This is a genomic window from Archangium sp., assembly GCF_036277355.1.
Lineage (GTDB): Bacteria > Myxococcota > Myxococcia > Myxococcales > Myxococcaceae > Archangium.
On sequence record NZ_DASUNC010000103.1, the window covers coordinates 1 to 24,800 of the forward strand.

21 protein-coding genes and 1 pseudogene are annotated in these 24,800 nt (G+C 69.4%); 11 read left to right on the forward strand and 11 right to left on the reverse strand.

Annotation, left to right across the window (positions count from 1 at the left end; all coding sequences use genetic code 11):
- Window positions 1-936, forward strand: a pseudogene (locus VFZ09_RS26675) (F0F1 ATP synthase subunit alpha); the annotation flags it as partial.
- 124 nt (window positions 937-1,060) lie between these two features.
- Here VFZ09_RS26675 and VFZ09_RS26680 read toward each other — a convergent pair.
- The 6 genes from VFZ09_RS26680 to VFZ09_RS26705 form a co-directional block, all read right to left on the reverse strand.
- Window positions 1,061-1,387 (reverse strand): hypothetical protein, encoded by a 327-nt coding sequence (locus VFZ09_RS26680; RefSeq protein WP_329730490.1) that lies wholly within the window; start codon window positions 1,385-1,387, stop codon window positions 1,061-1,063.
- 17 nt (window positions 1,388-1,404) lie between these two features.
- Complete coding sequence (locus VFZ09_RS26685) at window positions 1,405-2,367, reverse strand: hypothetical protein (protein ID WP_329730491.1); 963 nt, start codon at window positions 2,365-2,367, stop codon at window positions 1,405-1,407.
- A 39-nt stretch (window positions 2,368-2,406) separates the two neighbouring features.
- Window positions 2,407-2,919 (reverse strand): hypothetical protein, encoded by a 513-nt coding sequence (locus VFZ09_RS26690; RefSeq protein ID WP_329730492.1) that lies wholly within the window; start codon window positions 2,917-2,919, stop codon window positions 2,407-2,409.
- Window positions 2,920-2,925: 6 nt separating this feature from the next.
- On the reverse strand, window positions 2,926-3,675 hold the full coding sequence (locus tag VFZ09_RS26695; protein ID WP_329730493.1) for a hypothetical protein: 750 nt from the start codon (window positions 3,673-3,675) through the stop codon (window positions 2,926-2,928).
- Window positions 3,676-3,686: 11 nt separating this feature from the next.
- Window positions 3,687-4,838: an AAA family ATPase gene (locus VFZ09_RS26700; protein ID WP_329730494.1), complete on the reverse strand. Its 1,152-nt coding sequence runs from the start codon at window positions 4,836-4,838 to the stop codon at window positions 3,687-3,689.
- A gap of 113 nt (window positions 4,839-4,951) precedes the next feature.
- Window positions 4,952-5,803, reverse strand: coding sequence for an HAD family hydrolase (locus tag VFZ09_RS26705; protein ID WP_329730495.1), 852 nt, complete (start codon window positions 5,801-5,803; stop codon window positions 4,952-4,954).
- Window positions 5,804-6,361: 558 nt separating this feature from the next.
- Here VFZ09_RS26705 and VFZ09_RS26710 point away from each other — a divergent pair.
- The 7 genes from VFZ09_RS26710 to VFZ09_RS26740 all read left to right on the forward strand — a co-directional run bounded on the left by VFZ09_RS26710 (window position 6,362) and on the right by VFZ09_RS26740 (window position 14,192).
- The gene (locus VFZ09_RS26710; RefSeq protein WP_329730496.1) at window positions 6,362-8,941 is read left to right on the forward strand and encodes a GAF domain-containing protein; all 2,580 of its coding nucleotides are present in this window, start codon (window positions 6,362-6,364) and stop codon (window positions 8,939-8,941) included.
- A gap of 77 nt (window positions 8,942-9,018) precedes the next feature.
- Window positions 9,019-9,705, forward strand: a complete 687-nt coding sequence (locus VFZ09_RS26715; RefSeq protein ID WP_329730497.1) for a TetR/AcrR family transcriptional regulator — start codon at window positions 9,019-9,021, stop codon at window positions 9,703-9,705.
- Window positions 9,702-10,289 carry a hypothetical protein gene (locus VFZ09_RS26720; protein WP_329730498.1) on the forward strand — a complete coding sequence of 196 codons (588 nt, stop codon included), beginning with the start codon at window positions 9,702-9,704 and terminating at the stop codon, window positions 10,287-10,289. The genes VFZ09_RS26715 and VFZ09_RS26720 overlap by 4 nt, the downstream gene beginning before the upstream one ends.
- Before the next feature lie 50 nt (window positions 10,290-10,339).
- Window positions 10,340-11,173, forward strand: coding sequence for an OmpA/MotB family protein (locus VFZ09_RS26725; protein WP_329730499.1), 834 nt, complete (start codon window positions 10,340-10,342; stop codon window positions 11,171-11,173).
- A 111-nt stretch (window positions 11,174-11,284) separates the two neighbouring features.
- Window positions 11,285-12,079, forward strand: coding sequence for a hypothetical protein (locus tag VFZ09_RS26730; RefSeq protein WP_329730500.1), 795 nt, complete (start codon window positions 11,285-11,287; stop codon window positions 12,077-12,079).
- A 164-nt stretch (window positions 12,080-12,243) separates the two neighbouring features.
- Window positions 12,244-13,131 carry a type VI immunity family protein gene (locus VFZ09_RS26735; protein WP_329730501.1) on the forward strand — a complete coding sequence of 296 codons (888 nt, stop codon included), beginning with the start codon at window positions 12,244-12,246 and terminating at the stop codon, window positions 13,129-13,131.
- A 125-nt stretch (window positions 13,132-13,256) separates the two neighbouring features.
- Complete coding sequence (locus VFZ09_RS26740) at window positions 13,257-14,192, forward strand: hypothetical protein (RefSeq protein ID WP_329730502.1); 936 nt, start codon at window positions 13,257-13,259, stop codon at window positions 14,190-14,192.
- Window positions 14,193-14,240: 48 nt separating this feature from the next.
- Here the strand turns inward: VFZ09_RS26740 and VFZ09_RS26745 are convergent, their stop codons facing one another.
- A complete protein-coding gene (locus tag VFZ09_RS26745; protein WP_329730503.1) occupies window positions 14,241-14,936 on the reverse strand; it encodes a nucleotidyltransferase family protein in 696 nt (231 codons plus the stop codon).
- Between the two features lie 164 nt (window positions 14,937-15,100).
- On the opposite strand from VFZ09_RS26745, the gene VFZ09_RS26750 reads away from it, so the two are divergent.
- Entirely contained in the window at window positions 15,101-15,979 is an 879-nt protein-coding gene (locus VFZ09_RS26750; protein ID WP_329730504.1) for an alpha/beta fold hydrolase, read from the forward strand.
- Here VFZ09_RS26750 and VFZ09_RS26755 read toward each other — a convergent pair.
- The 4 genes from VFZ09_RS26755 to VFZ09_RS26770 form a co-directional block, all read right to left on the reverse strand.
- Window positions 15,976-16,299: a CBS domain-containing protein gene (locus VFZ09_RS26755; protein ID WP_063796948.1), complete on the reverse strand. Its 324-nt coding sequence runs from the start codon at window positions 16,297-16,299 to the stop codon at window positions 15,976-15,978. The two genes, VFZ09_RS26750 and VFZ09_RS26755, sit on opposite strands and share 4 nt — an antisense overlap.
- Window positions 16,300-16,599: 300 nt before the next feature.
- Complete coding sequence (locus VFZ09_RS26760; protein WP_329730505.1) at window positions 16,600-18,585, reverse strand: Hint domain-containing protein; 1,986 nt, start codon at window positions 18,583-18,585, stop codon at window positions 16,600-16,602.
- A 466-nt stretch (window positions 18,586-19,051) separates the two neighbouring features.
- A complete protein-coding gene (locus VFZ09_RS26765; RefSeq protein WP_329730506.1) occupies window positions 19,052-21,007 on the reverse strand; it encodes a Hint domain-containing protein in 1,956 nt (651 codons plus the stop codon).
- Window positions 21,008-21,268: 261 nt separating this feature from the next.
- A complete protein-coding gene (locus VFZ09_RS26770) occupies window positions 21,269-21,856 on the reverse strand; it encodes a hypothetical protein (RefSeq protein ID WP_329730507.1) in 588 nt (195 codons plus the stop codon).
- A gap of 199 nt (window positions 21,857-22,055) precedes the next feature.
- Here VFZ09_RS26770 and VFZ09_RS26775 point away from each other — a divergent pair, with 199 nt between their 5' ends.
- Together VFZ09_RS26775 and VFZ09_RS26780 are read left to right on the forward strand one after the other, a co-directional pair.
- Window positions 22,056-23,267, forward strand: coding sequence for an OmpP1/FadL family transporter (locus VFZ09_RS26775; protein ID WP_329730508.1), 1,212 nt, complete (start codon window positions 22,056-22,058; stop codon window positions 23,265-23,267).
- 97 nt (window positions 23,268-23,364) lie between these two features.
- Window positions 23,365-24,642 carry a YecA family protein gene (locus tag VFZ09_RS26780; protein WP_329730509.1) on the forward strand — a complete coding sequence of 426 codons (1,278 nt, stop codon included), beginning with the start codon at window positions 23,365-23,367 and terminating at the stop codon, window positions 24,640-24,642.
- Window positions 24,643-24,800 lie beyond the last annotated feature (158 nt).

Below are 24,800 nucleotides of genomic sequence, written 5' to 3' on the forward strand. Positions count from 1 at the left end.
GTCGCGCAGGTGGTGAAGACGCTCGAGGACCACGGCGCCATGGGCCACACCGTCGTGGTCGTCGCCTCCGCCTCCGAGCCGGCGCCGCTACAGTACATCGCCCCCTACGCCGGCTGCGCCATGGGCGAGTATTTCCGCGACCACGGCCGGCACGCGCTGCTGGTCTACGACGACCTCTCCAAGCACGCGGCCTCCTACCGCGAGATCTCCCTGCTGCTGCGCCGCCCTCCCGGCCGCGAAGCGTATCCGGGAGACGTGTTCTACCTGCATTCGCGGCTGCTGGAACGGGCGGCCAAGCTGAGCGACGAAAAGGGCGGTGGGTCGCTGACGGCGCTGCCCATCATCGAGACCCAGGCCTCCGACGTCTCGGGCTACATCCCCACCAACGTCATCTCCATCACCGACGGCCAGATCTACCTGCTGCCCGACCTGTTCAACGGCGGCCAGCGCCCCGCCATCGATGTCGGCATTTCGGTCTCGCGCGTGGGCGGCAACGCCCAGATCAAGGCGATGCGCCAGGTCGCCGGCCGCCTGCGCCTCGACCTGGCGCAGTACCGCGCGCTGGCGGCGTTCGCGCAGTTCGGCTCGGACCTCGACAAGGCGACGCAGGAGACGCTGGCGCGCGGCGCCCGCCTGGTGGAGGTGCTGAAGCAGGGCCAGTACGAGCCCATGCCCGTCGAGAAGCAGGTGATGCAGCTGTACGCGGCCACCAACCGCGAGGACGCGAACAAGCGCGGGTGGATCCGCCAGGTGCCGGTGAGCGACGTGGTGCGGTGGATGCGCGAGTTCATCGAGTTCTCGGACGGCCGCTACCCGCAGCTGGCCAAGGACATCTCGGCCAAGCGCGAGCTGACGGCGGACATCAAGACGGTGCTGAACAAGTGCATCGCCGAGTTCAACGAGGTGTTCCAGCCGACGCCGGGCGCCAAGCTGTAATCGACGCCCCGAGCTGAAGCCGCACAGGCCCCGCGATCCGAAAGGAACGCGGGGCTTCGTGTTTCAAGACATCCCCTCTCCCCCCGGGAGAGGGACGGGGTGAGGGTATCCGGGCCCCGGGTTGCTACGAGATGACCCGTTTGGCGACCCCGAGCGCCTTGTCCAGGAACCCCGCCAGCTCCGTGACGCGAGCGACGGCCTGGGTGACCTTGTTCAAGTCATCGACGGCCTCGGAGAGGGCGTGGTTGGTCTGGTGCATGGCATCGGTGGCCTGCTTGAACTCGGCGGAGTTGGCGTCGAAGCGGGCGCCGAGCAGTTGCATGAGCAGCTCGCGCAGGCGCTTGCCGTGGGCGTTGTACTGGGCGCGGGTCTCGGCCGGCAGGGCACCACTCATCGACAGGTCGAAGCAGCGCTCGACGACGCGGGTCAACGTCTGGGTGTCGAAGACCATGGGGGCTCCTCCTGGGACTACTCCTTGGGGGACGTGCTGATGCGCTGGACGGCGGCGGCGGCGGTCTGCACGCGGCCCTGGAAGGACTGCATGGCGGCGGAGAGCTCCTCGAAGGACTCCACCTTGCGCTCGGAGCGGGCGAAGTGGAGGAGGGCCTGGTGGGCGTCGCGCAGGGCGCGGGCCACCTCCACGGGCTGGGCGACCACGAGGGCCTCGTAGGTATCGGAGGCGCGGCGGATGTCGTCGAGCACGGCGCGGCGCTCGGCGAGGGAGAGCTTCTCGCGGTTCAGGTTGTAGAACATCACCCGCGAGGCGAGGGCCTGCTTGGCCCCGGTGAGGCGCTGGGGCCCGAGCACGTCCACCAGGTCCGACTCCAGCAGGTCGAGGATGGCATTGACCTGGGGAGCGCCCTGCTCGATGGCCTTCTGGAGGGCGGCGCCCTGGCGGGCCTCCAGGAAGAGCGAGGTGGCCACGCCGAGGAGCGTGGTGACCGGCTCCACGTACCGGCTGGCGGTGGCGTCTCCCCTGCCCCCCAGCGACTCCAGCTGCGTGCCCAGGGCGCCGAGCTGTGTGCCCAGGGCCTGGGAGGCCTCGGGCAGCTTGCCGGGGTTCTCCGCGCCCGCGAGGGCGGCGAGCCGCTCGGCGTAGACGCCCAGCAGGGCGATGGCGTCCATGCGGGCCTGGATGGACTCGGGGGAGAAGAGCTTGCCCACCAGGGGCGTGGGCCGGCCCGCGGCGTCGCTGGCGAGCACCTCCAGGGAGGTGTCGTACAGCCGCTCGTCGAGGTAGAGATCGCGCTCGAAGCGGTTGAGCTCCGAGTAGTACTGGCCGAGCGCGGTGCTGGCCTCGGTGTTGCCCGCCTGGAAGCGGGCCACGGGCTCGCGGAAGCTGCCGGGCGTCTTGCAGCCGGTGGGCAGCACCAGTGCGAGCGCCAGCGCTGCACCTCCCAGGGCCCGCGCCCCTCCTCTCATCCCTCTCATGGGCTCCTCCTGCGTCGGTGTGGAGTCGACCCCTCCAGCCTACCGCTTCTGGATGACGGCGGTGCCCTCCGCGTCCTGCTCCCAGGCGGGAGCGGGAACCACAATGGTGTCCGGTGAACGCGGCGGGGGCGGCTTCTCGCGGGCGGCCTCGCGCTCGGCCTGGACCTCGGGAGGAGGGGGCACGTCCGTGTAGACGGCGAAGCGCACGTCGTAGGAGCGGATGACCTGCTTGCCAAAACCCCGCTCGAAGGGACGGGAGAGCAGGACGACGTCCGCGCCGGCCTTGCATGCCGTCTCGCGCAGCGCCTCGACGCGCCCCACCTGCCCCATCCACTGGTTGCCGTCGAGCGCCAGCGTGCCCAGCACCTCGTAGGGACGCGAGGGCTCCGAGGGTTCGACGCCCTCCTCGAAGAAGTCGAACGCACAGTCCGGCGGCTTGGAGGGCCACTTCTTGAACGGGGAGGGCTCGCGCTTCGCGCCCGGCGTGGCGGCGCAGGCGCTCGCGAGGGCTCCCACGAGGAGGAGCAGACACGGCTTCTGGACGATGGACATCACCAGCTACTCCTCCGCATCCGATGAGGTCGGGGGCTGCTGCCCGGGTACGCCCTCCAGGGGCGCAGCACCTGGCTCTGCCTTCACATTTCTCGCATCCAGCTGCGAGATGAAGAGCGCGAGACTGGGATTCTTGTCATGGACGGCGTACAGGCGCTTGCGCTTCGCATATTCGCGAGCGACCTCCTGATACGCCTTCACATTCTTCGTTTCGCTCTTGTGGCCTGAGGTCGAGAGCGGTGCCTTGTTGCGCTTGTTACGTTCGCGATTGCAGGCATCCAGGCAGCCCGTTGTCTTCGCAGCCCGATTGTCATCGTACAAGAGGGGCAGCAGCCAGCACTCGATTCCGTGTACGGCGACGGCGAAGAGGAGGCGGTGGCCATGTGCCCTCCAGAATTCGTCACCGATGATGCCCTTGAATTTCTCGGTGACGCGCATGACGAGCTCCGCCACCTCCAGTTCCCGGCCGCCTTCACGGTGGGGGACGTCGTAGCCCTTCTGCTCGGAGACGTCGGTGTCGATCTGCACCACCAGGTAGTCGTTGAACTGCAGAGCGCGCCGGTGCTCGCCAAGCTCGAAGAACTTCAGCACCAGCCCCCAGCCTCCGGGAGCGGGCTCGCTCGTCTCACCGGTCTTGTCGAGCGGCGGCTGCACGTAGTTGACGATGGGTTCTTCGTCGCCGAAGTATCCGAGCAGGATGTTGTCGACAACGATCTGGTCGGTGACCCCTTCGCCGACGATCCCGAAGCTGGGCACGTGTCACCTCGTCAGAAGTTCTTGGGCAGCCCGCCGATGTAGCCGCGCATGAACGCTTCCGAGAGCTTCATGGGTGGCTCCCCTTCAATCGGCCTGGGCGGCGATACACGACGTGCCTTGGTGTGCCCGTCCTTGTTCCGGGCGATGACGAACAAGCGCTGCTCGTCATCGGTGAGGTCGATACCGTCGAGCACGGCGGGGTTGTGCGTGGTGAGAATCACCTGCTTCTCGTACTTCTTGGCGAGCCCCGTGAGCTCTTGGATGAGGGTGGCGCAGAGCTTGGGGTTGAAGGACGCATCGACGTTGTCGATGGCGAAGAACCGGGGCGTGTCCGGGCTGATGAAGAGGGTGAGGTAGAACAGGAGGAAGAGGAAACCTTCGTTGGCGCTGCGCTGGTCGAAGAGCGCGCCTTCGGCCAGATAGCGATCGCGAATGCGAATGCTCCGCTCGCCGGGCGCGAGATCAGCAGGGAAGTCCAGGCGCTCGAACCAGTCGATCAGCGCGAGCTTGTCCATGATCTCCGCAAGGCGGGCAGGGAACCTGGCATTCAGTGCCTTGAGGTGAGCGAAGAGTCCTTCACCCTTGATTCCAAGCGGGAGGATCTGGCCCTCGGCCTGGAAGATCCGCAGATAGGAGTTCTCAGGAGAGAAGACGATGAAGCCTGGCAATCTGTCTGAATAGGAAAGCGCCGCTTTTTCAATGGCCGAACGCAGACGCTCTTCCAGCACCGACTCGGGTATCCCCAATGCCTTCACAATGTGCTTGAAGGCTTCATCGGCTTCATGCATTGAGCGCTGCATCCGGTCAGGACGATCCCAGATGGGGGCAGCCTGCCATCGCGCATAGGCTGATGTTTCCTCGGCCCACAGACGATGGGCAATCTCAACATCGTCATCCAAATGCACGCGGATGGTGATGTCACTCTGTGCGCCCTCAGCATCGAAAGCCGCCCGCATGAACATCGGCTCGGTGACGCGGATGCCTCGTGACGCCAGGAACTCGTTGTCGAGCTTGTTCTGAGCCGCGGCCGATTGGAGTGCGATCGCTTCGAGGATGTTGCTCTTGCCGCTGCCATTCGCACCGATGAACGTGTTGACCCGTCCGAGCTGCAGGTTGAGCTCCTGGATCGACTTGAAGTTCTCGATCGAGACTTCGCGAATCATGGGTGCGCTGGCCTCGTCATCGGTTCGTTAGGGTGCGCTCCGGGCGCAAGCTAGCCCTTCGCTTCCAGCGGCAGCAAGCTCCACCTCCGCTGGAATGAAGGAGCGCGTCCGCCTCAGCCGCGCAGGCGCGGGAGGATGGCACGCAGGCTCGGGTCCATGCCGCCGCGCGAGCCGAGCGCGGCGATGGCCCGGCGCTCGTACTCGAGCGTGTTGGTGCGCTGCACCAGCTGCACGTGGGCCCCGAGCGCCGCGGGCATCGCCAGGTCCAGCTCGTAGATGTCGCCAGCCACCAGCGTCGTCTCCGGCGAGGTGTCCGTCTCGTTCCAGATGCGGCGCAGCGCATCGTAGTAGCGCCCACGCCGCAGGTGGATGGGACGCACCAGCGCCTCCACGTGCATCGTCTCCGGCACGGCGGAGAAGATGGAGTCCTCCGTGGACGCCGGCTCGATGAGGAACTTGCGCGCGTCCCCCGAGACGCGCAGGCGCTCGCGGCCGCGCGGGGCCAGCTTCGTCAGCTTCGCCTCCACCGTGGCCGTGTGCGCGTTGGTGACGACGTGCACCGGCAGCCCCGTCTCCAGCAGCGCCTCCAGCACCTCCTTCGCCTCGGGCTTGAAGGCCATGCCCACCTGCGCGTACGCCTCGCGGTAGAGCGTGTCGAGCAGCGCCGCGCGCTCGGCCTTGTCCGTCTTCACCCCGAGCCGGTCACACAGCCGCCGCGCCACGAAGTTGGCCAGCAGATACGGGTCCGCCGTGGCCGGCGCCACGATGCGGCCTCCCACCTCCCAGCCATGCTCCTCGTTGCTGGCCAGCACCCCGGCCTCCACGTCCGCCCACCCCGCCTCCATCACGTCCCGGCCGAGCTCCTCGGACAGCCGCCGACGGAAGTGCTGGACGAAGGGCGCGCCTTCCGCCGCCGCGTCGGTGAACGTCCCATCGAAATCCAGCACCACACATCGAATCGCCATCGTCCTGGGCCCTCTCTGTCGCAGGAGGTAGGAAATAGGCTCCCGCCGCCCCTGGAATCAAGCCGGAGCGCGTCAGCCCGGGAGTGGAACCACTGCTGGCGCGGGCGTGTCAGACTCTCCGTGTAGAAGGGAGTCGCGGTCGGCGGAGGAACCGTGGGCCCTGGCGCCGGGGAGACGCTGGGGCCCACGGGGATGTCAGACCCTCCGAGTACAACCGAAAGTGTCGGCGCGAGGTAGGCGCCGAAAGCTCCGGCGGTCCCCTGGGAAGGCCACCGGTGCATTCATGCAGTAGGGCTGCACTTCCGCCTGGCACCTCATGGGTGCGGGGGCGGCGGGGGCGGCGCGTCCGGTTCCCCTCCCCGGGCGCGCCGCCTCAACTTTTTCGGCCCCCACGCTGAAGGTGGAGCCCTCGCCCGTTTTTCTCGGCCCCTGGGAACCCACAGGGAACACGCCGCCGGGCTGACGGATGAAACGCGCAGTGGACGACGTCCAGCCCGTCCCGCCCGCTCCCCGCCACGAGGGGACGTTATGGTGGACGCGGGGGGAGTCCACGCAGTCATGTCCCATCTCGATTCATCCGGTCCTCCGGAAGCCGCGGCCCTGCTCGCCGAACGCGAGCACCTCCGGGCGTTGCTGCGATTGATGCCCGTGGGCGTCTACATCGTGGATGCGCTGGGGCGGCCGCTGGAGTCCAACCCGGTGGCGGAGAGCATCTGGGGCGGTCCGCTGCCGCGGGTGGGGCTGGAGGGCTACGGCGTCTACGAGGGCTACTGGCCCGGGAGTGGCCGGCGGCTGGAGCCGCACGAGTGGGCCCTGGCGCGCACGCTGCGCGACGGGCAGCCAGTGGTGAACGAGGAGTTGGAGCTCGTCGCCTTCGACGGGGCGCGGCGCACGGTGCTGCACTCCACCACGGCGCTGAAGGACGCCCAGGGCACCATCGTGGGCGCGGTGGCGGTGAAGGTGGACATCACCACGCGCCGGCAGGCGGAGCACGCCGAGGCCTTCCTCACCGAGGCCACGCGCCTGTTGGTGGAGTCGCTGGACTGGGAGAGCACGCTGCAGGCGGTGGCGCGGCTGGCCACGCGCCAGCTGGCGGACTTCTGCATCATCGACGTGGTGGGCGAGGACGGCGAGCTGCACCGCCTGGTGGCCTCCGCGCGGGAGCCGGCGCACCAGCCGTTGATGAACGAGCTGCTGCGCTTTCCACCCAAGGTGGGCAGCCCGAGCCCGCTGTCGAGGGTGTTCCTCGAGGGCCGCACCCTGCTGCTGCCGGACATCTCCCGCGAGGCGCTGGCCACGATGGCGCGCACGCCCGAGCACCTGCGGGCCATGGAGGAGCTGGGGCCGCGCGCGTGCATGGCGGTGCCGCTGTCGGTGGGCGCGCGCCGGGTGGGCGTGCTCAACTTCATCCTCTCCACCCCGGGCCGGCGCTACACGGAGCGCGAGCTGAAGTACGCCGAGGAGCTGGCCCGGCGCGTGGCCTTCGTGGTGGAGCACGCCCGGCTCTTCCGCGAGGCCCAGGGCGCGCTGCGGGCGCGCGACACCACCCTGGCGCTGCTGGAGGCCTTCCTCGCCGCCTCGCCGGTGGGCATGGGCTTCGTGGACCGGGAGCTGCGCTACGCGCTCGTCAACCCGGTGCTGGCCGCCATGAATGGCAAGTCCCCCGAGGCGCACCGGGGGCACACCGTGCGCGAGCTGCTGCCGGAGCCGGAGGAGGCCACCTTCGTGGAGCGGTTGCTGCGCGAGGTGATGGAGCGCGGCGAGCCGCGGACGAACCGGAACGCCCTGATACCGGCGCGGCCCGGCATTCCCCCGCGCCCGGTGCACAGCACCTTCTTCCCGGTGAAGGTGGGCGGGGAGACGCTGGGCGTGGGCCTCACGGTGCTGGACATCACCGAGCAGAAGCAGGTGGAGGAGGGCCTGCGCTTCCTCGCCGAGGCCACCACGCGGCTGTCCTCCTCGCTGGAGCCGCGCACCACGATGGAGAGCACCGTGCGGGTGGTGGCCGAGCACCTGGCGGACTGCTGCATGCTCGACGTGCGCTCCGAGGACGGCAAGCGCCTGGAGCGGGTGGCGGCGGCGGCACGCCGGGCGGAGACCCAGCGGGTGCTGGAGGAGGCGCGGCGCCTGTCGCCCCACCCCCATCCGGACTCGCCCACCTGGCGGGTGCTGGAATCCGGCCGGGCCCTGCTGGTGTCCGAGGTGGGCGACACGCTCCTGGAGGACGACACCCTGGACGCCCACTTCCGGGCGACGCTGGCGCCGCTGCGTCCGCGCTCGGTGATGTTCGTCCCGCTCATCGCCCGGGAGCGCACGCTGGGCGTGCTGACGGTGGTGAGCCAGGACGAGACGCGCCGCTACACCGAGCGCGACCTGGCCTTCGTGGAGGACCTGGCCTGGCGCGCGGCGCTGGCGGTGGACAACGCGCGGCTCTTCCACCAGGCGGAGCAGGCGGTGGCGGCACGGGACGACTTCGTCGCCATCGCCACGCACGAGCTGCGCAACCCCCTGTCCGCGCTGAGCCTGCAGCTGACGGCACTGCAGCGGACGGTGGACGCGGGCCACATGCCCACCGAGGACAAGCTGCGCCAGTCGCTGGTGACGGCCCGGCGCCAGACGGAGCGGCTGGAGCGGCTCGTCAGCCACCTGCTGGACGTGTCGCGCGTCTCCACCGGGCACCTGGAGCTGGAGCGCGAGGAGGTGGACCTCGCGCAGCTGGTGCACTGGGTGGTGGTGCGCTTCGAGGAGAAGCTGGCCGAGGCCGGCTGCACCGCGGTGGTGCGCGCGGAGGCCCCCGTGGTGGCCAAGGTGGACCGGCTGCGGGTGGAGCAGGTGGTGATGAACCTGCTGTCCAACGCGATGAAGTACGCCGCCGGCCAGCCGGTGGAGCTGCACGTGGAGCACAGGGAAGGGACGGCGGTGCTCGGCGTGCGGGACTTCGGGCCGGGCATCACCCCGGAGATGCAGGCGCGCATCTTCGAGCGCTACCAGCGGGCCACGGGCAAGCACGCGCGCGAGAGCCTGGGGCTCGGCCTCTACGTGTCGCGGCAGATCGCCCGCGCCCACGGCGGCGAGCTGAAGGTGGAGAGCACGCCGGGCCAGGGCGCCCACTTCCTGCTCCACCTGCCGCTCGGCTGAACGCCCCTCCCCGCCGTCCCACCACCGGGTGATTGGCTTGCGCCGCGGCACATTTCTGAGCATACTCATTTTTGAGCATGGTCACTTCTCGGAAGGCAAGCGCCCGTCCGAAGGCCGCCGAGGCCCCGGGACTGAGGGAGCGCAACAAGCAGGAGAAGCTGGAGCGCATCCGCGAGGCGGCGCGGGAGCTCTTCACGAGCAAGGGGTTCGCGGAGACGACGACGCGGGAGATCGCCGAGCGGGCGGGCGTGGGGACGGGGACGCTGTTCCTCTACGCGCGCACCAAGGAGGAGCTGCTGATGCTCGTGCTGGCCGAGCGGGTGGAGGCGGTGCAGGAGGAGCGCTTCCGCACGCTGCCCCCGCGGGCCCCGCTGCTCGAGCAGCTGCTGCACGTCTTCGAGGGCTTCTTCCGGCTGTACGCGAAGGACCCGGCGCTGGCGCGCATGTTCATCCGGGAATTGCTCTTCATGGAGCCGGGGCCGGGCGGGGAGCGGATGCAGCTGGAGCGGGCCTTCGCGGCGCGGCTGGCGGGGCTGGTGGCGGCGGCGCGCGAGCGCGGCGAGGTGGCCGGGGACGTGGACCTGGAGATGGCGGGCTTCAACTTCTTCTCGCTGTACATCACGACGTTGATGGGCTGGCTGTCCGGGGCACTGGGCCCGGGGGACAGCTGGCGCCCGATGCTCGAGCGCTCCTTCGCGCTGCAGCTGAAGGGGCTCGGGCCGGGGAGCGGAACGGCTGGCGGAAACAAACGGAGGCGGTCATGAGCAACGAGGCGACCCTGACGCTGCGCCAGGCGCGCGAGCACTACTTCGAGGAGAACGGCTTCGGACAGGGCGGCAACTACGACGAGCGCTGGGTGCGGGTGGACGTGGGCCCGGTGCCCTTCTGGTTCCCCAACTCGGCCGAGCGCGTGCGGGCGTTGCGCTTCCATGACCTGCACCACGTGCTGACGGGCTACCGCACGGACTTCCGGGGCGAGTGTGAGATCTCCGCGTGGGAAGTGGCGGGCGGGTGCACGGACCACTGGGTGGCGTGGCTGCTGAACCTGTCGGGGATGGGCGCGGGGCTGTTCTTCATGCCGCGGCGGATTGCCAAGGCCTTCCAGCGGGGCCTGCACACGGGCAACCTCTACCGGGCCGAGTACGGTGACGCGCTGCTGGGCCGGACGGTGGAGGAGATGCGGAGCGCGCTGGGGATGGACGTGCCGGTGCCCGCGCCGACGAGGAAGGACCGGATGACGTTCGCGGGCTGGTCGGCGGCGGCGCTGCTCCTGGCGGCGGTGAATGTGGCGGCTTTCCTGACCCCGGTGGCCCTGGCCGCGTGGGCGCTGGTGCACTGGCTGCGCTGAATCCGTATATCATTGGAGTTCCAACCACGAGCGCCGAGGAGGAGCCCCGGATGGAACGAGCAGCGAGCGACGCGGAGAAGCACCAGCGCCGGTGGTTGCCCTGGTGGCTGCTGGCGGGCTCGCTGGGGGTGACGGTGCTGGGCGGGTGGGGAGCGTCGCGCTCCATCTCGTCGCTGATGCAGCGGGTGGAGCAGCTGGAGCGCGAAGCCAGCGAGTCCGAGGCCCGGGTGGCGGAGCTGCAAGTGCTGCGGGACAGCATGGCGCGGCGGCTGCGGCTGCTGGAGCAACAGCAGCAGGGGCTGTCCACGCAGAACGCGGCGCTCAACAAGCGGGCCGGGGAGCAGAACGTGCTGCTCGCGCGGCGCGAGGCGGTGCGCACGGAGCTGGAGCAGTTGCTGAAGGCGGAGCTGGAGAAGGGCGAGGTCTTCCTGACGGAGACGGAGGGACGGCTCCGGGTGGAGCTGGCGGACCGGCTGCTCTTCGAGCCGCGCAAGGCGGCGCTGACGCCCGCGGGAGCGGAGCTGTTGACGCGGGTGGGAGCGAAGCTGGCGGTGGAGGGACACCTGGTGCAGGTGGCGGCGCACACGGACGCGGTGCCGGAGACGACGCCGGAAGCAACGAGCTGGGAGCTGTCCTCGGCGCGCGCGGTGACGGTGGTGCGGCTGCTGGGGGAGAAGACGAAGCTGGGCCCGGAGCGGCTGGTGGCGGCGGGCTACGGGCCGTACCACCCGGTGGTGGTGGATGACGGACCGTTGGCGCGCGAGCGCAACCGGCGGCTGGAGCTGCAGCTCATGCCCGCGCCGCCGAAACCCACGCCACCTCCCGCACCCGCTGCGCCCGCGGATCAACGGCTGGCCAAGAAGCGCCCGGGACAAGCGCGGTAACCGAGAGAGGCGTCACCGAAGGCGCTTCACGGCGGTGAATGCCCGATGCATTCTCGACCCCCGGCTCATTCCGTTGGGGGACACGTGGCTCGGCTCGGTTGGATTCACCTCTTGGCGCTCATCAGCATCTCCTGCACCACCACGTTCCACCCCTCGCCATCCCGGAGCGGACAGCTCACCGGCGCGCGCTCTCAGTTCAACCAGTCGTGTGGCCTGGCCTGTGCCGCCCCGGTCAATGCAAGTACCGGGGAGATCGTCGTGCCAGCGGCGACTCGCGCCGGACAGGTACTCGAGAAGGTCGTCCAGGCCGTCGAGGCCATCCAGGGACTCAACACCCTCGAGCGGGCCCTCACCGGCGCGGAGCTGGATCTGGTCGAAGCAACCCTCAAGGACTGCGTGGCCCAGGCGCACGCGGACATCAACGAGGCCTACCAGCAGCGGGAAGGAGGCTTCCCATTCGAGAATGGGAAGTTCCCCAATGACGCCGAGTGCCTGAAAAGAGTCGGCTTCGATGCGTCGGGCGAAAAAGTGACCCTTGCCCAGGAACTCGGAAGGCTCAAGCACGCTGCGGCCTTCGCCTGCTTCAAGGCTCGCCTGCCTCCGAACCTCCGCGAGAACTTCACCGTCGAGCCTCGCTACAAGCCCGACCCCGAGGTGAATGGAGTCGTGCTGACGGACAAGGGCGTCGATACCCTCCATCCCGATTTCGTCGTGCACGGGACGAGAAACGCCACCGACGTACAGTGCGTCTACGAGCTCAAATTCCCTTGCCTCTCCGACCAGAAGCTGGCTCCACACAAATCACAATGGGTAGAGACTCAATTGAAAGCCTACCAGAACCTCTCGAACCGATGCCCAGCGGCCGTCATCTCTCCTGCGGGGCTCTTCCAACTCGGCATCCCCTGATGACTTCCCCATTTCCTCGCATCCGCCACCGTGGACGTTGTCCCGTGCACGTCAAACTCTGGAGTGGCGAAACACCCCGCTTTCCGCTGCGGGAGTTGCTGGCACGAGACGTTGTTCGCTTCGCTTTCTACCTACCGTACGACCACCCGGATATCGGCTCTGGGGTGAGCCATGCGGTCAAGAGCTACATGCAGGCGGTGGGGCAGGGCCCCAGCGTCATCAATCACCTCTACACCAATGACGACGAAGGCAACCCGCTGAACGAGGAGACCTGGGACTATCTCCACTACCTCCTCCGGCCCGAGCGTCCGTTCCGTTTCATCGAAGAACTCAGCGACCCCACCCTCTACCGCCTGCAGAAGAGGGGCTACGCCACCCAACTCATCTTCGATGGCGGCTTCGGCAGCACCAACGGCTACCAGCTCTGGTACCGGGCCCGGCTTCCCTCGCGCACGCCCCCTCCCAACCTGGTGAGCACGCTCACCGCGACACTCCCCACCGAGTACCTGCACACCCACGGACCCACGAAGGTGCGCGAGCTCGCCCTGGAGATGGCCTCCCAGCTTCGCTTCACCACCGGCCATGTGGGCCTCGCCCTGCAGCTCTACTGGCCCCTGCGTTCCCGGGAAGATGCCTTCCGCGCCGAGCTCCTCCGCTACCCGGGCATCGACCTGCGCCCGGCCTGGTCCCATGCGCACCGGATGGGCACACGTGTCGATGGCGTCCACTGGCTCAACTTCCTCGCGCAGCCCGTGCTGGGCCAGCTCGGTGGCGCCACCGCCCTTCGCGCTCGCCTCCAATCTCCCGAAACCACCGTGTACCCGCTCGACGAGGAACGCACAGTCATCGCCCTCGGCGAGCACCCCGAAGCCGGAGACCTCTCCACCGGGCAGGCCCTCCCCGCGTACCGGGAGCTCGCCCGGGTGCTGGAGCCCTGGCTCGAGCCGCTGGACCTCTCGGACACCACCACCCTCGACCAGCCCCCCACCTACTCGAGCCTGCGCCTCACCCAGGACGAGGCGACGCGCTGGTGGAGACGCTTCCTCGACTGACACCCACATGCCTCCGCCCCGCCTCGGAAATCGCGCGGAAAAGCACCGTGAATAAACCGGGCAGGCGGCCGTCCGAGCCTCTGGTCACCCACTGGCGCCCCTTTCTTCCCGCCCGGAGAAATCCCGTGCCCACCCTCAGGCAACTGCTGTGCACCTCCCTGGCATCGAGCCTGCTCTTCACCGCTGGCACCGCCGAGGCGCGCTTCGGTAAGCGCTCCGACTCCTCCAGCTCCAGCAGTGACAACGTCCACGACGCCAGCCCCGTGGGTTCCAACAACGGCAACAGCGGCGGCTCCAGCTCCGGTGGCTCCAGCTCCTCGAACGACGTCGCGAACACCGTGGGCACCATCCTGGACATCATCCACATCGCCGCGGATGTCGCGGAACTCGCCTCGCACTACCAGGAGGCGACCACCACCTACGAGACCGCCCCCGCCGAGGTCCCCCAGGCGCAGCCCGCCCCCGGCGAGCAGCCGATGTACGCCTACGGGCAGGAGCCGGTGGTCCAGCAGCGGATTCAGACGTCGGAGGTGCGCAACCGCAACACGCTGATGTTCCGGGTGAACGCGGAAGGGCTCGCGCTGGGAGAGGGCTCGGCGGTGGGGCTCAACGCGGGCATCGAGGGCGAGCGCTTCGGCGTGGCCCTGGCGGGCACGGGCATGCGGCTGCCCACGGACGACGGCACGGCGGGCGAGGACAAGATCGACCTCTTCTCCCTGCACCTGACGCTCGCGGTGTACGCCGATGACCAGACGCGGCTGCGCCTGGAGGGCGGGTTCGCCTCGGCGAAGGCGCCGGACGCCACCTTCACGGGCCCCAGCCTCGCCCTGTCCTTCGAGCGCTGCCTCCTGGGCTCCCTGGACCTGGAGACCCGCGCGCAGATCGTCCCGGCGCCACACCTGCAGCTGGACGCCCAGGCGGGCCTGGCCCTGCACCTCAGCGCCATCAACCTGCGCGCCGGCTGGCGGGTGCTGATGCTCGATGACCGCGGCCTGGTCGACGGCGTGGTGCACCGCGACTCCTTCAGCGGCCCCTACGCGGGCGTCGGCCTGTACTTCTAGCAACGTGCCCCGGACCCGCCAGCCGGGTCCGGGCACGCCGCGCCGGGCTCACGTTCCGGAAATCCCCTCGGAGGAAGCCTCCAGGGGAGCCGACGCGCCCGTGGACACCGGGGTGCCCGTGGACTCGGACTTCTTGCCCCGGCGCTTGGGCGGAGGCGCCAGCTTCGGCGCCGAGCCGAACAGCCGCTCGTACGTCTCCGGGGTGTTGATGTTGACGACGACGCCCGGGTCCTTCACCGGAATGCGGCGCACCTGCAGGCCGCGCACCGCCACCTCCAGCTGCGTCTCGGTGGAGTCCCTGTCCCGCAGCCGCTCGGCGGCGCCGCGCGAGAGGATGATGGGGAAGCCCGAGGCCCCCTCGAACTCGGGGCGGATGGCCTCCACCGAGTCCCCCATCGCCTTGATGAGCGACTTGAGCGTGGAAGCACGCAGCGCGGGCATGTCCACCGGCTGCAGGAGAATGATGTCCGCCCCGTCCTCGAAGGCCGCCTCCAGCCCGGCCTTCACCGAGCTGAGCTGGCCGTCCTGCCACCGCTCGTTCTCCACCAGGTGGATGGCCGGGTGCTGGTCACGCACGGCATCGGCCTCCTTGCCGATGACGCCCATGACCGAGCAGCCGGCCTTGCCAAACGTCGATGCGAGCGACTGCAGGAAGCTCTTGCCCCCCTCGTGCTCGATGAGTGCCTTGGAGTAGCCCATCTTCCTGGCCTCCCCCGCAGCGAGGATGATCGCCACAGCCTTCATGCCACGCCTCCTCCGGCCCCCACCGGTTGGCGTGGGGGCGACCCCCTACACCCTGGCAAGCGTGGAGCGATCTGGCCGCGCCCCCGGGGGCAGCCCGTTGGGAAGTCGGCATTGGGCACACCGCTGATGTTGACCATGCACGCAAGTGCTACGCCTTTGCGCCCATGATCGAACTTCCCACCTTCATCACCCGGCTCTTCCCGTACCGCCCGCGCTTCGCCCCGACTGTCTTCGGGCGGATGCATTACGTGGACGAGGGGGAGGGGCGCCCCGTCCTGCTGCTGCACGGCAACCCGACCTGGTCCTTCCTCTATCGCAAGGTGATGGCGGGGCTGGCGGGAGCGCCGTACCGGGTGGTGGCGCCGGACCTCATCGGGCTCGGGCTGAGCGACAAGCCCCGGGAGGTGTCCGCGCACACGCTGCGGCGCCATGGCGAGGCCCTGCTGGAGCTCGTCCAGGGACTGGAGTTGAAGGACGTGGTGCTGGTGGTGCAGGACTGGGGAGGCCCCATCGGCGCGTGGATGGCGGCGCGAGCGGGCGGCCGGGTGACGGGGCTGGTGGTGATGAACACCGCGCTCCTCAAGCCCGAGCGCTTCCGCACCACGGCCTTCCACCGCTTCTCGCAGATGCCCGTCGTCAGCGACGTGGCCTTCCGGCTGTTCAACTTCCCGGTGCCCGTGCTGGGACGCACGCAAGGGGACCCGTCCTCCATCTCGGGAGACGTGGCGAGGGCCTATGCGTGGCCCTTGAGGAGGGTGGCGGACCGCGCGGCACCCCTGGCCCTGGCGCGCATGGTGCCCAACGGCCCGCACCACCCCACGGTGGCGGAGCTCACCGAGGGAGACGCCTGGGCGCGCTCCTTCCAGGGACCGGTGGAGCTGGTGTGGGGAGTGAAGGACCCCATCCTCGGCCGGGCACTGCGGCGTCACCGCGAGGTGTTCCCGCGCGCCCGTGTCACCGAGACGCCCGCGGGCCACTTCCTCCAGGAAGAGGTGCCCGAGGAGATCATCGCCGCCATCCGTCGGGTGGCGGACGCGCGTTAGTGCAACCAGGTGGAGCGAACGCCCTGCCCGCCCGGCACGAGCACCACGCGCGGACGGTCGCCTGCACTTCCTTCCGAAGCGAGGGTGGCGCGGGCAGTCAGAATTTCAGTCATGCGGGCCAGCGGGAGCGTGGACCAGATGCGGTGCAGCTCCTCCTCGGAGACGTGGCCGAGGATTTCGCCGTGTCGTTCATCCACCACTGGCAACAGGTGCACGCCGTAACGGTGCATCACTTCGAGCGCGCGCATCACCGTGTCGCGGGGATAGAGGATGATGTCAGGCATTGCAACGACTTGGGGCTCGACAGTGCGGCGCGTCACGACCACCTCCAGTGAAGAAGCCCCTTCGGGCTCTCTCCGGCTGTAGCAAGCGCCTTGCCGTGCTCCCCGGCGCCCCCCTGACACCATGGCCTTCGGAGACCTGCGGAGCCAGCTCGCCTACACCCTCACGAACCCCCGGAGCGTGAAGCCGAGCTGGCTGCCCTTCTGATGAAGCAGAGGGCCGCCCGGCAACTCCGGACGGCCCTGGGGCATATCCCCTCTCCCGGAGGGCGAGGGGAAATGGGCACATTGTCAGCGCCTGGCCCACGGGCACTCCTTCACGGACATACGTGAAGGGGATTAGCGGCGAGCGCTCTGGATGCGAGCCTGGTGCAGGCGGAAGTCCTCGTGCCAGGCGCCGTTGAGGCGGGCGAGCACCTCGCGGGAGTCGCTGGAGCGCTGCTTCTCCAGGGTGAGCTGCATCTGGCTGTCACCCACGAGGTAGCCGTTGGCGTACATCGTGTTCGTCCCGGGCGTGGCCACGGCGAGCTCCTCCGGAGTGCCGAGGGCGAAGTTGAACACGTCACCGGAGAAGGGCACGCGCTCGACGCCCACGAGCTTCGTCGCACCGGTGCGGGTCCGCAGGGAGTCACCGGCCTTCAGCTCGCCGGCCTGCACCACGCCGCGGGTGGCCGTCACCATGGGGTGCGTCTGGGTGACCATCACCTCGCCGCCCAGGGCATCGCGCAGCTTCACGAGCGGCTTGCGCTCGCCGCCACGGGACACGGTCGTCACAGTGAGGGCCTGGCCCTGACCATTGGCCAGCAACCTATCCCCCACCTTCACCTGCTCCACCGGCACCTGCGAGCCATCGGCCTTCGTCACGCGCGTGCCCTCGGCGAGGCAGGCATTGCGCCAGTCGAGGTTGAGGATGTCCTGGTAGCGCGAGCGGGTGTAGGGCCGGCTGTTGCCCGCGTAGTCCACGCAGGTGGCCTTCAGCGTGGCGCGCATCATCAGGCGCACGTTCTGGTACATGTCCAGGCAGTCCTTGCCGAAGTCCACCAGCCCATCGAAGGGGACGTTGAGCTTCGTGCGGTCATACTCGTCGAGGAACGGCGTCTTGAAGGGCAGACTCCCCTTGAGGACGCTGTTGCCGGGCATGGTGCCCGCGGAGCAACGGCCGCCACGCTCCATCAGCACGACGGTCGCCTCACTGAGCATCTCATTCAAGGTGCAGTCCGACGGCAGGGTCACCTGGTACCAGCCACGCATGGGCAGGTAGAGGTGGCTGGGCTCATAGGTTCCACTCGCGGGCGCCCAGTAGGCCCCGGCGGCGGGGACCCACACGGAGTGGCTCGCCTCGGGGTCCGCCGCGCCCACGCCCGTGAAGGGCTTGGCGAAGGGCTTGAAGATGCCCGTGACGGGATCCTTGCTGCCCGAGGCGTAATCACAATCCAGGAAGCCGGAGACGGCACCACGCTCCAGGCAGGTCCGGATCGGATTGTCGCTGTGCATCTTGCCGATCAGCTCCTTGGGGTGCTGGACGGTGATGAGGTTGATGTCGTGCATGCCCAGGGCCACCAGGGACGACTCGGCCACCGCATAGGACAGGTGCTGCTCGCCCGTCTCCTCGTCGAAGGCGATGGCCACCGAGTCGACGAAGAGCTCCTCCTCCAGGTTCACCTTCAGCGAGAGCGGGAGCGGCGGCGTCTCGAGGACGGCGCTGGCGTACTCCTCGAGGGACTCGGTGCCGAGCACGCGGAACTGCGTGCGCTCACGGTTGGCGGCGAAGGCGGTGACGTCGGCGTAGGCGTAGTCGGAGCCGTTGAAGCAGGTGACGAGGCCGGAGGCCTGGAACTTCGCCACCGTGTTGTCGGGGCTGGCCACGTCGGCGAGCGGCAGCAGGTGGCCACACCGCGAGTTCTCCGGGGCCTCGCCGGTGGCGGCCGAGGTGAGCCGGTCCTTGCGGGCCTTCGGGCCCGGGGTGCCGGTCTTCTTCTCCTTGCGCAGCGTCTCCAGCTTGCCGAAGAGCCGCGGCGAGTTCTCCGGCGTGTTGCCCGCGGCCAGCAGGCGGTTCTTCACGAAGCGGTACTGCGTGTCATCCGCGAGGTCCAGCGCCATCTGCGAGCTCCGGCCGCCGCGCGAGTGCCCCTGCGCCTCCAGCTGCTGCTCCCAGCCGGCGTAGAGCCGCGCCATGTAGAGCGAGTCGGCCGCGAGGGCCTTCTCGTCGACCTGCTGCGCGGGCGCCTTCTGCTGGGCGCAGCCAGCGCCGAGCAGGGCCAGGCCCAACATGACCGGGGCGAGGCGCGGAAGCATCCGGGACGGCGCATTCAAAGACAGTTTCATGGGGTTTGACCTCACAGGGGCTGGAGACGGCGGGAAACTGGGGATGCCTCGCGCAATGGGAAGACGGTCTGGGAAAGGATTTTCCTTCCCTGTCCAAACACAGACACACTTCAAGGAAAACCCGCGAACACCGGACAATGCCCGGTCCCCGCCGGGAAGGACTCACGGCCAGCCGAGCGGATGCCCTCGCCCGCCTCCCCCCCGGATGAGAGGGAAAAAGCTGAAAGCCTTTCATGGCGCTGGCGTAGAAAGCTGTAGAAAGGATTGGGCAAATCCTTTCCCATACCCATGTCTGTAGAAAGGAGGGGGAAAAGCTTTTCCTTACCTTCTGGCCTGTAGAAAGGTGTGGGGAGGTGTGATCGCACCCAGGGCCGCGGGGCAGCTGGCGGGCCCGTGGGAAAAGCAGAAGGGCCGCCCCTGTATGTCCGGGACGGCCCCTCGGGGACCTCGAGCTTCTGGGCGTGGGCTACCGGCGCGCGCGCGCCAGCTTCCGGGCCTGGGACAGCCGGAAGTCCTCGTGCCAGGCGCCGTTCAGCCGCGTCAGCAGCGCCCGGGCATCCACGCGCCGGGCCTTCTCCAGCGACTCCTGCAGCTGGCTGTCACCCACCAGGAAGCCGCCAGCGTACAGCGTGCTCGCCTCGGGCCCCAGCCCGGCCAGCTCCTCCGGCGTGCCCAGCGCGAAGTTGTAGACGGCTCCCGCGTAGGGGACGCGCTCCACCGCCACCAGCTTCCGGGCCCCGGTGCGCGTCAGCACCGCGTCCCCCACCTTCAGCTCGCTCGCCTGCACCACGCCGCGCGCCGCCGTCACCAGGGGGTGCGTCTGCGTCACCCGCACCTCACGCCCCTGCTCGTCGCGCAGCTTCACCAGCGGCTGGCTCTCCCCACCGCGCGTCACGGACGTCACCGTCAGCGCCCGCCCCGTGCCCTGCGTCAGCAGCTTCTCCCCCACCTTCACCTGCTCCACCCGGACGCTCCGGCCATCCGCCCGCGTCACCCGCGTCCCCTCCGCCAGGCACCCGCGCTTGTAGTCCACGGGGCTCACCACCTTCTTCGAGGGGCAGCGGAAGGGCTCCGGCTCGCCACCGTATGGGTCCGGGCACGTGCCCTCGGTGTAGACCCACATCTCCAGCCGCACGTTCTGCGCGTGCATCAGGCAGTTGCCCGTACCGAAATCCACGATGCCGTCGAAGGGGTATGCCCCGGACGCACTGGGGGCGGCCACCTTCCAGGGCAGCTCGCCCTTGCCCACCACGGTGCCGGCCGCCGTGCCCGCCTCACACCAGCCACCGGCGTCCACCAGGATGGCCGCCACCTTGCTGGTCACCTTCGTCACCTGGCACTCCTCCAGGACGTGGGGCATGAAGTGGCCCCGCATGGGCAGCTGGAAGCGCGCCGGGTCCACGGGCTTCACCGGGGCCTCGAAGTACGCGCCCGGGTTGGGAATCCACGTGGGGACGCCGGTCGCGGTCCCGGAGTCCCGCGTGGCGGCCACATCCACGCCGGCGATGCCCGTGGCCCCCGAGGCCGGGAAGGGCGTCCACGTCCCGTCCGCCTCCTGGCGCACCAGCCCGTAATCACAATCCAGGTAGCCGCCGAGCGCCCCGCGCTCCAGGCACACGCGGATGTGCTTCTCGGGCGTGTCCTTGAGCAGATCCTTCGGGTGCTCGAGGACGATGTCGCCCTCGCCCAGCCCCGGCACCGGGTGCAGCGTGGCCGACACCGACGTATAGGTGAGCTGCTCCTCGCCCGTCGTCTCGTTGAAGGCCATGGCCAGCGAGTCCACCAGCAGCTGCTTGTCGTCCTGCCTCGGCACGGCGAGCTCGAGCGGCGGCGTCTCCAGCACCTTGCCCGCGTACTCCTCGTGGGACTCGCTGGCGAGGAACTGGAAGGACGTCTGGTCCTCGTCCGTGACGAAGGCCGTGAGGTCCACGTAGCCGTAGTCCGAGCCGCCGAAGCACGAGGTGAGGCCCGTGCCGTTGAAGCGGGCATAGGCGGTGTCACTCCCGCTGAGGCCGAGCGGAATCATGTGTCCACACGCCATGCCGTCCGCCGTGGCCGTCATGCCCACCACCGGAGCCTCCATCGGCCGCTCGGGCAGGGGCAGCCGGCGGTGGAGCTCGTCCAGGCGCAGGAAGAGCAGGGGCGCGTTCAGCGCCGAGAGCCCCGAGGCCTTGAGCCGGTTCATCACGAAGCGGTAGTGCACCTCGTCGCTCAGGTCCAGGGGCATCTTCTCGTTGTCCCCGGTCTTGATCGCCTGTGCGCGCAGGGACGCCTGCCATTGCGAATAGCGCCGGGCCATCTCGCGCGAGTCCTCCGCGAGCTGCTGCTCGTCCACCTCCTCGGTGGCGGGGGTTTGCCGCTGCTGGCCGCACGCGGACGAGAGCGCGGCCACCATCATCAGGGTCAGGAAGCGACTTCGCATGATTCCATCCGAAGCAAGGGGGATGAGGGTGCACCTCCCCTACCCAGGGAGGAGGAGCCCTGGTGACGTGGTCACTCGTGGGGATCAAGGTGATGGGTCGGAGTGCACACGTCCCGGCTCACCGCCAACGTGTGTCCGCCGCGAGCGCCGTGCAGAGGGAACGCCGTTGCCTGTTGAATCCCGGAACACCCGAGCCAGACGTGCGTCGCACGCCCGACGTTCCAGGGTGTCTCCGGATGGACGCGGTGGGAAAACTTCTTCCTACTTCTTCTTCACCGACTCGAGCAGCTTGCGGAAGCCCTTCTCGGCGCTGGCCACGGTGCGCTCGGGGCCGGTGAGCTTGAAGAAGAGCGGGCCCTCGGGGCCCTCGGCGATGGCGCCCAGCAGCCGGTAGCCGGGCTTGGGCGTGGAGGGGCCCATCATGGGGCCGCCACCGGTATAGGTGCCCTTGACGTCCAGCGTGGTGATGGCGAGGCCGTTGACGGTCTCCTTCTTGGAGCGCGCGTCCTTCTCGGTGATGGGGGTGCCATCCGCCTTCTGGAACTGGCCCAGCCAGCGCTTCACGTTGGCGTCCACCGCGCCGCCCTGGCCGGCGCCGAAGTAGAAGATGGCCAGCTCGGCGGCGTCGGTGTCGCCCTTGGCGGGAGCGATGCGGTAGGTGGCCACGCGCATGGGCCGGGCGCCCTGCGTCTCCCAACCCGCGGGAGACGTCCACGTGAGGCCGCCCGCCTCGGGAGCGCCCTGGGGAGCCTGCTGCTCCGAAGGAGCCGCCGGGGGGTGCTGCTGCGCCTGGGCCTGCGCCACGCCCACGGCCGCCATGAGGGTCATCGCACTGAGCAGTCGTTTCATGGGCCCAACCTATATCCGGGAACCGCCCCCCCGGCATCGTCCGTCTTCCACCCGACGCGAAGCGCCGAGCCCCCACCCCCCTCTGTCCGGGAGCGCACGCGCACCTGCCCGCGAGGAGGGGATGCCACACTCCGGGTACGACTCAACCTTACCTCACCAAAGGCAAACGCAGTCGGTCGTCGCGAAGAAGGACTCGCGTATGAAGAAGACACTCACGGTCGTGACCCTGCTCGCCGCGGGGGCCAGCCAGGCAGCCGGCATCGCCATCGACACCCAGGGCGCCCGGGCCACCGGCATGGGCTCGACGGGCGTGGCGAGCATGCGGGATGGCTCGTCCATCTACTACAACCCGGCGGGCATCCTCGGGGTGAACAAGCTGGACCTCCAGCTCGGCGACTCGCTCATCCTCGCCCACCTGGGCTTCACGCCCACGGCGACGGGCGTCGAGCAGACGCAGAATCCGGTGTCGCCTCCGCCGCACGGCTACTTCGCCTACAAAATCACCCACCAGCTCGCCGCGGGCGTGGGTGTCTTCACGCCCTTTGGCGCCAACAGCAAGTGGCCGGACGACTTCGTGGGGCGGCAGATCGCCCGCGAGTCGCAGGTGGCCACCTTCGACATCAACCCCACGGTGGCGTATGCGCCGCTGAGCTGGTTGCGGTTGGGCGTGGGCTTCCAGGCGGTGTATGGCACGCTCGATGTCCGCCGGCAGATCGTGGTGCCCCCGCCGTCTCCGGCCGCCGGAGCCACGGGCGAGCTGTCGCTGTCCACGAGTTCGTGGGGCTTCGGCTACAACGCGGGCGTCCAGGCGGACCTGCTGCCGGGGATGCTGACGCTCGGCGCGCACTTCCGCAGCCGTGTGCTGCTGTTCAACGAGGGCGACGCGGACTTCTCGGGCTTCCCGGAGCCAGTGGCCCCGGCGTTCCCGGACCAGCCCGTCCGGGTGGCCCTGGAGACGCCCGCCTCGCTGGGGCTGGGCCTGGCCTTCACGCCGATGCAGAAGCTGCTGCTGGCCGCCGACGTCAACTGGGTGAAGTGGTCCAGCGTCCGGCAGATCCTCTTCGAGTTCCAGAGCACCCCCGCCTTCAACCAGCCCTCCGTGAAGAACTGGGAGGACCGGTGGAACGTCCACGTGGGCGGCGAGTACATGGTGACGGACGCGCTGGCGGTGCGCGCGGGCTTCGTCTACGACCCGACACCCTCGCCCGCGGAGACGCTCGCGCCGGACCTGCCGGACGCGGACCGCATCCGCGTGTCGCTGGGCGCCGGCTATGCCTTCTCCGCCTTCCGGGTGGACGCGGGCTACCAGTTCATCTCCCTCATGGAGAACGAGAGCACCTTCCCGCCGCTGCCGGGCACCTACAAGGGCTCGGCCCACGTGATTGGCCTGACGCTTGGTTACTCGCCCTGACGCGCTCGCCCTGCTAGGGAGCACACCTGGGTGAAGAGGGGGCCCGGCACTACCGTGTGCCGGGCCCCGTCGTTTCTCCTTCGAGAGGTGTGAGGACATGAGCCGCCAGAAGCCCGGACGCAACGACCCCTGCCCCTGCGGAAGTGGCAAGAAGTACAAGGGCTGCCATGCCGCCGAGGATCGGGCGAAGGAAGCGGCCGCCGCGCCCAAGCCCGCCGAGCACCCGCTCGCCCAGGATCTGCAGGCGGCGATGGACATGCTCGGGAGCGGCGACATGTCGCGCGTGTCCGAGACGTTGGACCACCTGGGCGAATTGCTGACGCAGTGGGGTCCGGGCCCGGGCCTGCGCTTCGATGCGGCGGCCTTCGACAAGCACGTGACGCGGGAGCTGGAGCGGCTGGAGGACGCCGTGGCGAGGGACCCGGCGCAGGCGCGCAACACGCTGCGGCTGGGCACGGTGCGCGAGCTGGGGACGCGGGCCTTCCTGGAGAAGCTGAGGACCACGCTGCTGGTACGGGCCACGACGGCGGGCCTGAGCGCGGAGGACCGGCAGGCGCTGTGCCTGGGGGCGCTGCTGTCCACCACGCCGAAGACGGGCAACTTCCAGCCGGAGGACCGGCCGGTGCTGGACGTGGTGTTCGGCGTGCAGTTCCGCGAGTGGGGCGCCCGGCACGGCCAGGAGCTGGCGTCGAAGCTGGAGACGCTCGCCGAGCACGCGGACCTCTCGGACGAGGCGCGCGACGTGCTGCGCAAGGCGGGCGAGGGGGAGATGGAGCCGCTGGTGAAGTACGTGGAGTCGGATCCGGAGCTGGCGGCGCGCATCACGCAGGAGGCGAAGGATCGCTCGGGGCGGGTGGAGGCGGCGCTGCGCCAGAGCATGACGCCGTCCGTCTTCACACCCGAGGAGCAGGTGTGGCTCACCAGCGTGCTGTGGGAGCCGCTGAACGCGCTGAAGGTGCCGGGCATGGACGCGAAGGCCCGGAGCGCGGCGGTGTCCGGTTTCCTGGGCGCGGTGAGGGCGGCGCTGGACTCGGACCGGGAGATGCTGCCGGGGATGTTGGAGCGGATGCGGGCGCAGGCGAAGGACACGGCGCTGAACGAGACGACGCGGGCCTTCTTCTCGGACGCGGCGGTGGCCTTCGAGGCGGAGCCGGTGCGGATGATACTGGCGGCGATCCTCACGTCGTACAGCGAGCCGCAGGCGCGCTCGGCGGAGGAGCAGGTGGTGAGGGCGGACCTGGAGGCGAAGACGCAGTGGACGGCGGAGGACCTGGAGCCCTACCGGAAGCTGCTGGGGGAGATGAACCTGCCCGCGGCGGCCGAGCGGATCCGCCGCGCCCAGGACTGGCTGCGAGCCCATCCCATCTCGATGTAAGAGATTGCGAGCCCCCTCCCCCCCCATGAGCGCCGCACGCACGGTGCGGCGCGCGCGCTCCAGGGGCTCACCGCGCGTGAAGCCGCGCGGGCGAGCAGCAAGGTGCGGTGGCTGTTGGAGCGGGGGAGGCTGCGAGGAGAGCCGCTCTTCCAGGATGC